The organism is Candidatus Zixiibacteriota bacterium (genome assembly GCA_035574315.1).
In the GTDB taxonomy this organism is placed as follows: domain Bacteria; phylum Desulfobacterota; class Binatia; order UBA9968; family UBA9968; genus DATLYW01.
The window spans coordinates 79520-92609 of record DATLYW010000029.1 but is presented as its reverse complement, the minus strand read 5'-3'; the positions used below and the strand labels follow the sequence as shown (position 1 = coordinate 92609).

The window sequence follows — 13090 nt, the reverse complement described above, 5'->3', positions numbered from 1 at the left end:
GAACTGCCGTAAACCCTTGAACTGCCGCGAAGCGGAGGGAGGAACGATGGCCGATTTCTACAGCGAGTGGCTCGAGCGATCGAAGAAAATAGAAGCAACCGTGAACGAGGCGCCGCGGGTCGCCCGGGCGAAGGATCTGAAGTGGGTGCGGACCGTGCAGGACTACCGGGCAGCGCTCATGATCGCCCCGGAGACGGGCTTTCCCACCGGGGGGAGCTGCCTCATGCGGGCCGAGATCCCCGCAGGCTGGCACACCGGCAAGCACCTGCACGGCGAAGAGGCGATTTACATCGAGAGCGGGGAAGGATTCATGATCCTCGACGGGAAGCGCTACGATTTCTTTCCCGGGACCATCTTCCACGTTCCCTACCGCTCCGTGCACCAGCTGTTCAACACCGGAAAGACCCCCGTCGGCTATCTCTCGGGCCTGGCCTGGCACCTGGAAGCCAGCGTCTACATGGGAAAGATGGAGCAGCTCGAGCCGTGCGGCGAGAACGATCCGAAGCTCCTGGCCCAGTTTCCCCCGGAGGAGTCCCAGTACTGGCCCGAGGACGGCCGGCGGATTTCGATGCACCAGCACCAGCAGGAGAAATCGGACGAGTCCAAGCACGGCGCCACCTATTTCCTCATGGGCCGCAGCGGGAAGCAGAACGGGTTCAAAGCCACCGGCGTCGCGATCAGCTCGATCTTCGTCGACCTCCCGCACACGAAGAGCCACAGCCACGCCCACCCCGAAGCGTACCTCTACGCCCTCGAAGGCGACGGCTACTCGGAGATCGGCGGCAAGCGCTACGACTGGAACCAGGGCGATGCGGTTCACGTCCCCCCGGGAATGATGCACCACCAGCATTTCAATCCCTACGACCGCGAGATGAAGGAGCTGCGCTTCGAGTTCGGCATCCGCTACTGGCTCGTCGACCAGTGGAAGGGCTATACTACGGTCGACAAGCACCTGCGGGCGACGACGCACATGATCGATTAGGAGCGGATGCGCAGGCGCCGGGTGTCACGCCGTGTTTGGATGGCCTTCGAACAAGAAAAGCGCTACCAAGATGATGCTCGGCTTCATCGTTCGCCGCTGCGCGGCCGACCTGGGCCACATGCCGTCCCCGGACGAGTTCGCGGCCTGGGCGAACGGGCAGGAGGAAGGGGGGCGGCGCTACTGCCTTTTCGGAAAACCGATTTCCGCGGCGGCCGCCAGGATCATGCTCAACCAGCCGGGAAGGCTGGTGACCGTTCGCGCCGAGAAGTGGGCGGTGAAATGACGGCCCGGCTCGGGCGGGGTCAGGGGAGCGACAGGAAGTAGCCCACCACCGCGGCCGCGGCGGCAATCCAGAGCAACACGACGACGGCGGCGGCCAGCCGGCTGGGAGCGGGTGCCGGCCCCGCGAGCGCCCGTTCGCGGCATTCCCGAAGCACCGCCTCGGGCACCATCTTCAGGGCAACGTAGACTCCCAGGGGCACCAGGATCAGGTCGTCCAGGTAGCCCAGAATCGGGATCGTGTCGGGAATCAGGTCGAGCGGGCTCAGCGCGTAACCGACGACACAAAGGATGAAAATCCGGGCGTGCCACGGCACGCGGGGATCCCGCGCGACGAAATAGAGCGCCGTGGTCTCGCGCCGAAGCCCGCGCGCCGCGGTCCGGAGCCTCTCGAGGAATCGCATCGCCAGATCCTCCCACGCCGGTCGGAGCAACGCAACGCATCCTGCGCCCGGACCCGACGTCCAGCGTTTTCTCGCCGCGCTCCGCGCATTCGGTTTCCAGCTCCGGGTTTCCGGGCACTTTTCGTGCCGCCTCGCGGCTCGTGCCGCAAACCGCAGCACGGCCTGAACGGAGCGCAGCCGTTGGACGGCCTGAACGACCGTTTTCCGGTCTCCGGGCCCGGTCTCCGGTCCTTCTTTTAACCGCCGCCAAGCGATGGTAATTTTATTTGATGTCCCGGAATATGGAGGCGCGGCCCTTTCGGCTTGTCTCGCAGTTCAAGCCTCAAGGCGATCAGCCCGCCGCCATCGCAAAGCTGGTCGAAGGGCTCCGGCGCGGGAAGCGGCACCAGGTGCTGCTCGGCGTGACGGGGTCCGGAAAGACGTTCACGATGGCGAACGTGATCGCCGCGGCGAACCGGCCCACCCTCGTGCTGGCGCCGAACAAAACCCTGGCGGCGCAGCTCTACAACGAGTTCCGCGAGCTGTTCCCCGAGAACGCGGTCCGGTACTTCGTCAGCTACTACGATTACTACCAGCCGGAAGCGTACGTCCCGTCGACCGACACCTACATCGAGAAGGACGCGTCGATCAACGACGAGATCGACAAGCTGCGCCATTCCGCCACCAAAGCGCTGCTCGAGCGCCGGGACACCGTCATCGTGGCGAGCGTCTCCTGCATCTACGGCCTGGGCTCGCCGGAGGCCTACTTCGACCTGATGGTCTACCTGGAGGAGGGCAACCGGATCGAGCGGGACGCCGTTCTGCGAAAGCTCGTCGACATCCAGTACCAGCGGAACGACGCCGACTTTCACCGGGGAACCTTCCGGGCGCGCGGCGACGTGGTCGAGATCTTCCCGGCCTACGAGGACGTCTCGGCGCTGCGCATCGAATTTTTCGACGACATGATCGAGGCGATCTACGAGATCGATCCGATCCGCGGCAGGGTCCAGCGACGCGTCGACAAGGCGGCGATCTATCCGGCGAGCCACTACGTCACCACCGCCGAGCGGATGAAGGAGGCGATCGCCGGAATCCGCGCGGAGCTGCGCGAGCGGCTGGCGGAGCTCCGCGGCGAAGGCAAGCTGCTGGAAGCGCAGCGGCTGGAGCAGCGCACGCTCTACGACCTCGAGCTGCTCGAGGAGATGGGTTTCTGCCCCGGCATCGAGAACTACTCGCGCCATCTCACCGGGCGCCGGCCCGGCGAGCCGCCGCCGACGCTGCTGAACTATTTCCCTCCCGACTTTCTGCTGTTCATCGACGAAAGCCACGTCACCGTGCCGCAGATCGGCGGCATGTACCGGGGCGACCGGTCGCGCAAGGAAACGCTGGTGGAGTACGGCTTTCGCCTTCCTTCGGCGCTCGACAACCGGCCGCTGAATTTCGAGGAGTTCGAAGCCTGCGTGAACCAGGCCATCTACGTTTCGGCGACGCCCGGACCGTACGAGCTGGAAAAGAGCGGCGGAGCCGTGGTCGAGCAGCTGATCCGGCCCACCGGACTGACCGACCCCGAGGTGGTGGTCCGCCCGGCGCGCTCGCAGGTGGACGACCTGCTCGACGAGATCCGCAAGCGGGTGGAGCGCAACGAGCGGGTCCTGGTCACCACGCTCACGAAGCGGATGGCGGAGGACCTGACCGACTACTATCAGGAGCTGAACGTCCGCGTCCGCTATCTCCATTCGGACATCGAGACGATCGAGCGGGTGGAGATCATCCGGCAGCTGCGCCTGGGGCAGTTCGACGTCCTCGTGGGGATCAACCTCCTGAGGGAAGGGCTGGACCTGCCGGAGGTTTCCCTCGTGGCGGTGCTGGACGCGGACAAGGAAGGCTTCCTGCGTTCCGACCGGTCGCTGATCCAGACGATCGGCCGCGCCGCGCGCAACGTCAATGGAACCGTGATCCTGTATGCCGACACAGTGACCGAATCGATGAAGCGCGCGATCGACGAGACCAACCGCCGCCGGCGCGTGCAGGCCGCTTTCAACCGGAAGCACGGCATCACCCCGCAAACCGTCATCAAGTCGCTGGGCTCGCCGCTGGTCAAGATCTACGAGGCGGACTACGTCGAGGTTCCTGTCGCTGCCGAGCCGGTTGCGCCCTATACGCCCGGAGAGATCGCCGGGCAGCTCAAGCAGCTCAGAAAGGCGATGCAGCAGGCGGCGCGCGCTCTCGAGTTCGAGAAAGCCGCGGAGCTGCGCGATCGGATCCGGGAGCTGGAAAAGCTGGAGCTGTCGGTGCGCAGCGCGCCGTTGACGGGCGAGGCGGAACAGGCAGAGGCGCCGCTCAGCGGCTTTCGGTGACGTCGACCGCGTTTTCCACGGGGTCGGCCGTCGGCTCGGAGCGGTCGGCCCGCCCGAAGCGGATCCATCGGACTCGGGTCTTTTCGGGCTCTTCCGTGAAGATCGTGGCGACGAAGAAGACCGCGATCGCCAGACCGCTCAGCGAGTAGAGAACGAAGGGCTGCATGGAGCCGGTGGTGGCGATATAGTCGCCCCATTGCACCATGAACCCGAGGTAATAGGTAAAGAGGTAGGTGATCAGGAGACAGATCTTCACCCGGTTCCAGAGCAGGAACGGGAGCAGGCTCGCGATGAAAAAAAACACCTGCCAGATCGGGATCAGCTGGTTGAAGACACCCAGTTCCAGTAAATTATCGATACTGAACATGCCGTGCTCCGGGGTACGGGCTGGAAGCCGCTTTCGTCTATGCGATCAAAAAGCATGCCAGGAGCAGGAAGTCTCCCTCTTGAATTTCGCGACGAAATTTCGTGCAAGGCAGGCATGACCCGGCGAAAAGTGTGCGCGGGAGAGCAAAGATGTACGGCCGGGCCCCGGGCGGGGAGGCTTCCCGGGCCAGACTGAAGGGTCGTTCTCATGCGTGATATCGCGGCCAAAATAGCCAGTCTGCCGTCGCGGCCGGGCGTCTACCTGATGCGCGACCAGGCGGGGAAAGTGATCTACGTCGGCAAGGCCAAGGACCTGCGCGCCCGCGTCCGCACCTACTTCGGCAGCGGCGACGAGCGCTCGCAGATCCGCTTCCTGGTCCGGCGCATCCGGGACGTCGAGACTCTGGTCACGGCGAACGACAAGGAAGCGCTCATCCTCGAGAACAACCTCATCAAGCAGTACAAGCCGCGCTACAACATCCGCCTCAAGGACGACAAGAGCTATCTCAGCATCAAGGTCACGACGCAGCACCCGTGGCCGCGGATTTTCACGACGCGCAAGATCGTCAAGGACGGCAACCGCTATTTCGGTCCGTTCTCGTCCGCCGTCGCCGCGAGGGAGACGGTGGACGTCATCGAGAAGCATTTTCTCCTGCGCAACTGCACGGATCACAACTTCAAGAACCGCACGCGGCCGTGCCTCCAGTACCAGATCAAGCGCTGCATGGCCCCGTGCGTTCTGCCGGTGGATCCGGAGGCCTACCGGGAGCAGGTGCGGCAGGCGATCCTGTTCATCGAAGGGCGGCAGCACGAGCTGCTGGCCGAGCTGAAAAAGAAAATGGAAGAGAAGGCCGAGGCGCTCGAGTTCGAGGCTGCGGCCAGGATTCGCGATCAGATCCAGGCGGTCGAGAAGACGCTGGAGAAGCAGCGGATGGTCGCCCACTGGGGGGCGGACCAGGACGTCTTCGGGCTGTACCGCGAGGGCGGCTTCATCGAGGTTCAGGTGCTGTTCGTGCGCCAGGGGAAGCTCACCGGCAACCAGGCTTATTCTCTCGAGGACCTCGACTTCCCGGACGAAGATATCATGGGAGCGCTCCTCACGCAGTTCTACCAGGGGCAGCGCTTCATACCGGACGAGATCCTCCTGCCGGTCGGTGTCGACGACGCGGAAGCACGCGAGGAATATCTCGGGGAGCGCAAGGGCCGGAAGGTCTCGATCTCGGTGCCGCAAAAAGGGGACCGGCGAAAGCTTGTGGAGATGGCGATCCAGAACGCGCAGCAGAGCTTCGCCGAGCGGCACGACCGGGAGAAGGCGAGAGAGAAGATGCTGCTCGAGCTCCAGGCGAAGCTGCGCTTGAAGCATTATCCGCAACGTATCGAATGCTTTGACATTTCCACGATTCACGGCGCTCACGCGGTGGGCTCGATGGTGACCTTCATCGACGGGGAGCCGGCCAAGGAGCACTACCGCCATTACCGCATCCGCACGATCGACCCGTCGTCGGGTGGAGACGATTTCGGGATGATGCTGGAAGTGCTCAAGCGGCGCTTCGAGCGCGGCAAGGAGGCGGGCGAGCTGCCCGACCTGGTGGTGGTGGACGGCGGCAAAGGGCAGCTGGCGATGGCTCTGGCGGCGATGGCGGAGGTCGGCGTGAAGGACGTCGACGCGGTCGGGCTGGCGAAGATGCGCGTGCGGCCGGACGCGCGCAGCGCCGCGATCGAAAAGCTGGAGGAGCGCGTGTTTCTTCCCGGGCAGAGCAATCCCGTGATCCTCAAGCGCAACTCCAACGCCCTGTTCCTGCTCCAGCGGGTGCGCGACGAGGCGCACCGCTTCGCGATCACGTATCACCAGAAGCTGCGCTCGCGCCAGACGCTCGTCTCGGCGCTCGACCGCGTTCCCGGAATCGGGGGCGCGCGGAAGCGCGCGCTTCTGCGCGCCTTCGGCAGCATCAAGCGGATCCAGAGCGCCTCGGTCGACGATCTGCTCCGGATCCCGTCGATCAACGAGCAGCTGGCGCAGCGGATTCTCGAGGTTCTCCAGCAACCCTCCTGAGCCGCGCCATGGCAGCCGGGGGCAGCGGGACGCGGAAACTCCTGGAGGCGATCGATCATCCTTCCGCCTGGCTCGCCGCCGCGACCGCCGGCTTGCTGCTGGGCCAGGCGGCCGCCTGCTACTGGACGGTCGCCGGCGGCCTCGTCCTGGTCCCGGCCGCGGTGCCGCTGGCGCTCTTCGTTTCCCGGCGCGCCCGGCGGGCGGCCGCCTTGCTGGTCGCGGGAGGGCTGGCCTTCTCCATCGGCTATCTCCGGCACCGGCGGCTGCTCGATCCCGAGCTCCCCGCGCACCACCTGCGCCGTCTTGCCGACGAGAAAACCCAGCTCTATCTCGAAGGGTGGCTGGCGCGCGAACCGGAGAAATTGCCGAACCGCCAGCGCTGGCTTTTCCGCAGCGAGCGTCTCTGGCATCCGACCGGCGCCGAAGAAACAACCGGCGACGTGCTCGTGAGCGTCCGCCATGCGCGGCGCGAGTGGCGCCTGGGCGACCGCATCCGGCTGCGGCTCCGGCCGTCCTTCCCGCGCGACAGCGGCAATCCGGGCGGATTCGACTACGCGACCTATCTGGCGCGGCGGGAAATCTACCTCATCGGTTTTCTGGAGGACGACGCCGCGGTCGAGCTCCTCGCGCGCGAGCCGCCGCCGGTTCGAGGCTTCGTGGAAGAGCTGCGGCGGGAGATCCGCCGCCAGGTGGACCGCCGCTTCAGCCCCGAGAACGGGGCGCTCCTGAAAGCCCTGGTCATCGGGGACATGGGCGGCATTTCGCGCGGCATGCGAAGCGACTTTACGGCCGCGGGGGTCAATCACGTCCTGTCGATCTCCGGCCTGCACGTGGCGATGCTGGGTCTGGTGGTTTTCTTTCTCGCGCGCCTCGCGTGCGCGGCCAGCACGACGCTGCTGTTGCGCTGGAATCTCCTCAAGGTCGCGAGCTCCCTCTCGCTTCTGGGCGTGGTTTTTTACACCGCCCTGGCGGGCGCGATGGTCCCGACGGTCCGCTCCGCATTCATGATCGCGGTCTACGAGGTGGCGGTGCTGCTGGACCGGGAGGAAGAGGTCTTCGCAAGCCTGGCGCTGGCCGCCCTGCTCAGCGGCCTGATCTGGCCGGGGGTCATCGCCGATATCTCCTTCCAGCTTTCCTTCCTCGCGCTGCTGTTCATCGTCTGGGGAATGCGGCGGCTGGAGAAGCGTCGGACGGCGGAAAGGAAGGAGGAGCTGCTGCCGCAGGAGCGGCCCTGGCTGCGCGCGAAGCTGCGCGCCGCGGGAATGCGCCTGGCCGTACCGCTGCTGGCGACGCTCGGCACCGGGCCGCTCGTCGCGCACTATTTCGGCCACCTTTCGATCGCCGGTTTTGTCGCCAACCCGATCGTCGTGCCGCTGGTCGGGCTCGTCGTCGTTCCGCTCGGGTTGTCGATCGGGTTTCTCTTCCTGACCTTTCCGGCGCTGGCGGCGCCGCTGGTCGGTGTCGCGGAGACCCTTCTCGCGGCGACGCTGCGGCTGGTGAACTTCTTCGCCGGCCTCCCCGGGGCGACCCTGGCGGTGCCTTCGCCCAATGCGGCGGAGGTTTGCGGTCTTTACGCGCTGATCCTGGCCCTTCTGGCCCTGGGGAAGAACCGGCGCGCCGTGGTATTCGCGGCCCTGGCGGCCGCGGCGCTCGCCGCCGACGCAGCCTACTGGTGGCGCGAGCGCTGGCACCGAAACGAGCTGCGCGTGACCTACCTGAACGTCGGGCAGGGGGATGCCGCCGTCGTGGAATTTCCCGGGTCGCGGGTGCTGGTGGTCGACGCCGGAGGACGCGCGTTCGGCGATTTCGACACCGGAGAAGCGATCGTCGCCCCGTTTCTGCGCGCGCGGAAGATTCTCAAAGTCGATTACCTGCTCGTCAGCCATCCGCGGATCGACCACTACGGCGGCATGCGGGCGGTCGTGGAGGAATTCAACCCCGAGGAATTCTGGTCGGGGCAGTCCAGAGGGCGGACCTCGCGCTTCGACGATCTCGAAGAGGCGCTCGAAAGGCGGGGGGTGCGGCGGGTCGCTCTGAGCGAAGGCCGGCCGTGCCGCGAGATCGACCGGGTGAGTGTCTGCGTCGTTTACAGCCCGCCTCCGGGAGGGGGCGACGCGTCGGTCTCCGTCCGGCTGGAGTTCGGGAGAGCCCGGCTGCTCTTCGCCGGGGACCTGCAGCAGCGCGACGAAGCGGTCCTGGTGTCCAGAGGCCGACCGCTCGAGAGCGCGGTGCTCAAGGTGCCGCGCCACGGCAGCGCCGCCGCCAGCAGCGAGGCGTTCGTGGCGGCGGTGCGTCCGAGGATCGCGGTGATCTCCGTGGGCGCGCGGAACGCGCAGGGCTTGCCGCGGGAGGAGGTGCTGGAACGTTACCGGCGCGTGGGAGCGAAGGTTCTGAGAACGGACGAGGACGGCGCCGTCATCGTGGAGACGGCGGGCAAGGAGCTTCGCTACCGCGCCTACAGGAGCGGTAAGCGCGGCACGCTGATTCTGTGATTTCGCTTCCGGCTTTCTGGCGTCGCTTTCGTGGAGGGTTCTGAGTTCGAGGTCCACGGAGGACGACCCAAGACCGGGAAGGGCAAAAACCGGGAACCGTCCATGGGGCGATCTTTCAAAACGTTCAAGCCGTTACCGCGCTCCGCGCGGCGCGAACGCGAGACGCCGGACCTTGGACGCTGGACGCCCCCTGCACGCTTGGTGCCGACCTAAGCCAGGGCCTTCAGCTCTTCGATGTAGTCGCGAAAGCCGCGCTCGATGTCGTACTCGGGCTCCCAGCCGAGGATCTCTTTCGCTCTCGCGATCGACATGGGCTGCCTGGCCGAACGCGGCGGCGTCCCAAGAAGGAGCTCGACCCGAAGACCCGGAAGGAGCCTTTCCGCGAGCGCCGCAAGGTCGCGAAACGGAACCACGACTCCCGTGCCGATGTTCAGCGTGACCGGCCGCGGCAGCGGCACCGTAGCCGCCCTGTCGAGCGCGCGGCCAAGGTCCTTCTCGTAGATGTATTCGAAGTCGCGCGCCTGCTCCTGCGGAATCCTCGCCGTCCCGCCCTTGATTCCCGTCCGCAGCATGTTTTGAATCATCTCGCCGCCGCCGGAGCCGCCGGCGAAGTGGCCGACGCCGTAGACGTTCGCCAGCCGCAGAACGATCAACTCGAAGCCGTAGAGGCGCTGGTAGGCTTCGACCATCAGCTCCTTGGCCACCTTCGAATTGCCGTAGGCCTCTCCCGGCCCGCGGTGAAAAGTCTCGTCGATCGGTGCCGGCTCGCCGCCGCGGCGGTCGTAGACGCCGAACGTGCTGATCTGCACGAGGCGCTTCACACCCGTAAGGCGCACGGCCTCGGCGACATTGATCGTCCCCATGACGTTGATCTGCATCCCGGTATAGATCGGCTGGGCGACCTTTCCGCCGATCAGGCCGGCGGTGTGGATCACCTTGTCGACCTTGTAGCGCTGGATGGCTTCGATAAGCGCCGGGAGATCGCGGACGTCCCGCTGGACGACCGGCACGGCGTCGGCCGAGCCCAGCTTCAGGGCCAGAAAATCGCGGCGCGGCGCGACGTCGTAAAAAACGATTTCCTCCCCGCGCTGGCGGGCGAGCTTCGCGTAGGAAGCTCCGACCAGTCCCAGTCCCGTGATCAGCGTGGCCATGGCTTTCCTCCGGCGGATCGAGATTCAGCCCTTCCTTACTGCAAGCCGGCCCGGATGTCGAGCGGCGCCCCGCGGGAAGGAGTGGAAAAATTTGCAAACCGGGTGGTATTATGGCAGCCATGTCTGGGTGACCGGTAAGTCGAAGCGGGCCGTCGTAGATCGCCGGCCTGGACGGCGCTGGACCCTCTCGCTTCGCCGGGGATCGCAACCCTCGAGGCTCTTTCTCTATCGGCCGGAGAAAGTGTTGTGCAATGAGCTATAACGCGTGGTTTCAGTGCATCAGGGGCTGCCCGGGGCAGTACAACCTGCTCGAAGTCATCTACCGCTGCCCGTCGTGCGGCGACCTCCTCGAGGTGCGCCACGACATGGAGGCGCTGAAGACCCGGGCGGCGTCGGCCTGGATGAAGCTTTTCGACGACAGGCTGCGGCAGAACGAGTATCCCTACGGCTCGGGCGTGTGGGCGAAGAAGGAGTGGGTGGTTCCCTTCATCGACAACGAGAACGTCGTCTCGACGTTCGAGGGAAACACGAACCTCTACTGGGCGAACCGCTACGGCAGGCAGCTCCACCTCGAGGACCTCTGGGTCAAGCAGTGCGGCAACTCCCATACCGGATCGTTCAAGGACCTCGGCATGACGGTCCTCGTCTCGGTGGTCAAGCAGATGATCGCCAACGGCGAGCCGATCGACGCGGTGGCCTGCGCGTCGACCGGCGATACCTCGGCCGCGCTGGCGGCGTACGGGGCCGCGGCGGGCATCCCGACGGTGGTTTTCCTCCCGCGCGACCGGGTGTCGCCCGCGCAGCTCGTGCAGCCGCTCGCCAACGGCGCCCTGGTGCTGTCGCTCGACACCGATTTCGACGGCTGCATGGCCGCGGTCCAGGAGGTCACCAAGCAAAAGCACATCTATCTCGCCAACTCGATGAACAGCCTGCGCATCGAGGGGCAGAAGACGATCGCCATCGAGATCGTGCAGCAGTTCGATTGGGAGGTCCCGGACTGGGTGATCCTGCCGGGCGGCAACCTCGGCAACGTGAGCGCGGTGGGCAAGGGCTTTCTCATGATGCACGACCTGGGGCTGATCTCGAAGCTGCCGCGGATCGGGGTGGCTCAGGCGGAGAACGCCAATCCTTTTTATCTGTCGTTCCTGAAGAACTTCGAGACCTTCGAGCCCATCACCGCGCGCAAGACGCTGGCGAGCGCGATCCAGATCGGCAACCCCGTGAGCGTTCGCAAGGCGATCGCGATTCTCAAGCGGTTCAACGGGGTCGTGGAGCAAGCCTCGGAGCAGGAGCTCGCCGAGGAAACGGCGCGCGCCGACCGCACCGGCATGTTCAACTGCCCGCATACGGGAGTGGCTCTGGCGGCGCTGCGCAAGCTGGTCGAGCGCAAGGTCATCCACGGGCACGAGCGGGTGGTGGTGATCTCGACCGCGCACGGCCTCAAGTTCACCGAGCAGAAGATCGCCTATCACATGGGCACGCTGCCGGGAATCCATCCGACGCAGCACAACCGCCCGGTCGAGGTGAGCGCCGACCCGAAGAAGATCGGCGACGCCATCTCGCGCTACGTGGAGCGCGTGCGGCTCCTGGAAGGCTGATGGGATCGCCGAACGACAAGAACAGGACCTCGTCCGGGGACACGGCCCGCGGGAGCTGCGCCCGAACGGGCTCCCTTCCCGACCTGCGCAAGCTCGGCTTCAGCACCATCGCGGTCCATGGGGGGGAGCCTCGCCCGAAGCTCGGAAACTCGCTGGCGACGCCGATCGTGCAGACGGCGACCTACACGTTCGCCGATACGCGCGAGCTGCACGACCATTTCCAGCGCCGGATCGAGCGGGAGGAATACGGCCGCTACGGGAACCCGACGCAGCGCGTCGCCGAGCAGAAGCTCGCCGCCCTGGAAGGAGCGGAGGACTGCCTGCTCTTTTCCAGCGGCATGGCGGCGGTCACCACGACCCTGTACGGCGTCCTCTCCCACGGTTCGCACGTCGTGGTCACCGACGACTCGTACCGCCGCACGCGGCAATTCCTCACCCAGGTCCTGCACCGCTACGGGATCGAGGTCTCCGTGGTGCCCGCCGGCGACTATCAGGCGATGGAGGAGGCCATCCGCCCGACCACGCGGGTGCTCATCAGCGAGTCGCCGACCAACCCCTACAATCGCATCGTCGACCTCGAGCGCTTCGCCGAGATCGGGCGCAGGCACAGGGTGAAGACCCTGATCGACGCCACGTTCGCCACCCCCTTCAATCAGCGCCCGCTGGAGTTCGGGATCGACATCGTGCTCCACTCGGCCACCAAATATCTCGGCGGCCACAACGACCTGCTCGCAGGCGCGGTGCTCGGGGCGGCGGATCTGGTGGACGGGATCCGCTCGCTCCAGGCGGTCACCGGTGCGATCCTGGATCCGCTCGCCGCGTACCTGCTGGTCCGGGGGCTCAAGACGTTCGCGCTGCGCATGGCGCGGCAGAACGCCAACGCCCAGGCCCTCGCGGAGTTCCTCGCGGGCCATCCGAAAGTGACCGCGGTGCACTACGCGGGCCTGCGCTCGCACCCGCACCATGAGGTCGCGCGGCGGCAGATGCGCGGCTTCGGCGGCGTGGTCTCTTTCGAGGTCGCCGGCGACCTCGAGGCGACCTCCCGGGTGGTCGACGCATGCCGCATCCCGCAGATCGCCCCTTCCCTGGGAGGCGTCGAGAGCCTGATCGAGCAACCCGCCCTGATGAGCTTCTACGAGCTCACCACCGAAGAGCGCCTGATGGTCGGAATCAAGGACAACCTCATCCGTTACTCCGTCGGGATCGAGGACGCGGACGACCTTATCCGCGATCTGGCCGCCGCGCTCGAGCGGCTCGATTGAGCCGGCTCGAAACGGCCGGGCGCTCGTAGTGGCCGACAACGGTTCGGGAATGAGCCGCAGGGAGCCGGCCCGCCGGTGACGCGCATTCGTGACGGCGTTTCCCTCGCGATGGGGGAGAAGCGATCGAGCGGCCGGAAAAGACGGTAACGATCGTTTCCGGTTTCCGG

10 protein-coding genes are annotated in these 13090 nt (G+C 66.1%); 7 read left to right on the top strand and 3 right to left on the bottom strand.

Going from position 1 to position 13090, the window contains the following annotated elements:
- Nucleotides 1-46 precede the first annotated feature (46 nt).
- Together VNN77_09665 and VNN77_09660 are read left to right on the top strand one after the other, a co-directional pair.
- Nucleotides 47-982, top strand: coding sequence for a cupin domain-containing protein (locus VNN77_09665; GenBank protein HXG51657.1), 936 nt, complete (start codon nucleotides 47-49; stop codon nucleotides 980-982).
- Nucleotides 983-1052: 70 nt separating this feature from the next.
- The gene (locus VNN77_09660) at nucleotides 1053-1265 is read left to right on the top strand and encodes a hypothetical protein (GenBank protein HXG51656.1); all 213 of its coding nucleotides are present in this window, start codon (nucleotides 1053-1055) and stop codon (nucleotides 1263-1265) included.
- Between the two features lie 19 nt (nucleotides 1266-1284).
- Here the strand turns inward: VNN77_09660 and VNN77_09655 are convergent, their stop codons facing one another.
- Nucleotides 1285-1665, bottom strand: a complete 381-nt coding sequence (locus VNN77_09655; protein HXG51655.1) for a YkvA family protein — start codon at nucleotides 1663-1665, stop codon at nucleotides 1285-1287.
- Between the two features lie 281 nt (nucleotides 1666-1946).
- On the opposite strand from VNN77_09655, the gene uvrB reads away from it, so the two are divergent.
- On the top strand, nucleotides 1947-4001 hold the full coding sequence (gene uvrB, locus VNN77_09650; protein HXG51654.1) for an excinuclease ABC subunit UvrB: 2055 nt from the start codon (nucleotides 1947-1949) through the stop codon (nucleotides 3999-4001).
- Here the strand turns inward: uvrB and VNN77_09645 are convergent.
- Nucleotides 3985-4368 carry a hypothetical protein gene (locus VNN77_09645; protein HXG51653.1) on the bottom strand — a complete coding sequence of 128 codons (384 nt, stop codon included), beginning with the start codon at nucleotides 4366-4368 and terminating at the stop codon, nucleotides 3985-3987. The two genes, uvrB and VNN77_09645, sit on opposite strands and share 17 nt — an antisense overlap.
- Before the next feature lie 207 nt (nucleotides 4369-4575).
- Between VNN77_09645 and uvrC the strand changes: the two genes are divergently transcribed.
- Both uvrC and VNN77_09635 read left to right on the top strand, forming a co-directional pair.
- Nucleotides 4576-6420, top strand: coding sequence for an excinuclease ABC subunit UvrC (uvrC, locus tag VNN77_09640; protein ID HXG51652.1), 1845 nt, complete (start codon nucleotides 4576-4578; stop codon nucleotides 6418-6420).
- Between the two features lie 8 nt (nucleotides 6421-6428).
- Nucleotides 6429-8912 (top strand): DNA internalization-related competence protein ComEC/Rec2, encoded by a 2484-nt coding sequence (locus tag VNN77_09635; GenBank protein ID HXG51651.1) that lies wholly within the window; start codon nucleotides 6429-6431, stop codon nucleotides 8910-8912.
- A gap of 209 nt (nucleotides 8913-9121) precedes the next feature.
- On the opposite strand, the gene VNN77_09630 is transcribed toward VNN77_09635, so the two are convergent.
- A complete protein-coding gene (locus tag VNN77_09630; GenBank protein HXG51650.1) occupies nucleotides 9122-10063 on the bottom strand; it encodes an NAD(P)-dependent oxidoreductase in 942 nt (313 codons plus the stop codon).
- Between the two features lie 251 nt (nucleotides 10064-10314).
- Between VNN77_09630 and thrC the strand changes: the two genes are divergently transcribed.
- Together thrC and VNN77_09620 are read left to right on the top strand one after the other, a co-directional pair.
- Entirely contained in the window at nucleotides 10315-11661 is a 1347-nt protein-coding gene (gene thrC, locus VNN77_09625; protein ID HXG51649.1) for a threonine synthase, read from the top strand.
- On the top strand, nucleotides 11661-12923 hold the full coding sequence (locus tag VNN77_09620; GenBank protein ID HXG51648.1) for an aminotransferase class I/II-fold pyridoxal phosphate-dependent enzyme: 1263 nt from the start codon (nucleotides 11661-11663) through the stop codon (nucleotides 12921-12923). The genes thrC and VNN77_09620 overlap by 1 nt, the downstream gene beginning before the upstream one ends.
- Nucleotides 12924-13090: the final 167 nt, after the last annotated feature.

Bases quoted from the DNA above. Each gene is read 5' to 3' on its own strand.
- VNN77_09665 (HXG51657.1), top strand. From the start codon at position 47: ATGGCCGATTTCTACAGCGAGTGGCTCGAGCGATCGAAGAAAATAGAA.
- VNN77_09660 (HXG51656.1), top strand. From the start codon at position 1,053: ATGATGCTCGGCTTCATCGTTCGCCGCTGCGCGGCCGACCTGGGCCAC.
- VNN77_09655 (HXG51655.1), bottom strand. From the start codon at position 1,665: ATGCGATTCCTCGAGAGGCTCCGGACCGCGGCGCGCGGGCTTCGGCGC.
- uvrB (HXG51654.1), top strand. From the start codon at position 1,947: ATGGAGGCGCGGCCCTTTCGGCTTGTCTCGCAGTTCAAGCCTCAAGGC.
- VNN77_09645 (HXG51653.1), bottom strand. From the start codon at position 4,368: ATGTTCAGTATCGATAATTTACTGGAACTGGGTGTCTTCAACCAGCTG.
- uvrC (HXG51652.1), top strand. From the start codon at position 4,576: ATGCGTGATATCGCGGCCAAAATAGCCAGTCTGCCGTCGCGGCCGGGC.
- VNN77_09635 (HXG51651.1), top strand. From the start codon at position 6,429: ATGGCAGCCGGGGGCAGCGGGACGCGGAAACTCCTGGAGGCGATCGAT.
- VNN77_09630 (HXG51650.1), bottom strand. From the start codon at position 10,063: ATGGCCACGCTGATCACGGGACTGGGACTGGTCGGAGCTTCCTACGCG.
- thrC (HXG51649.1), top strand. From the start codon at position 10,315: ATGAGCTATAACGCGTGGTTTCAGTGCATCAGGGGCTGCCCGGGGCAG.
- VNN77_09620 (HXG51648.1), top strand. From the start codon at position 11,661: ATGGGATCGCCGAACGACAAGAACAGGACCTCGTCCGGGGACACGGCC.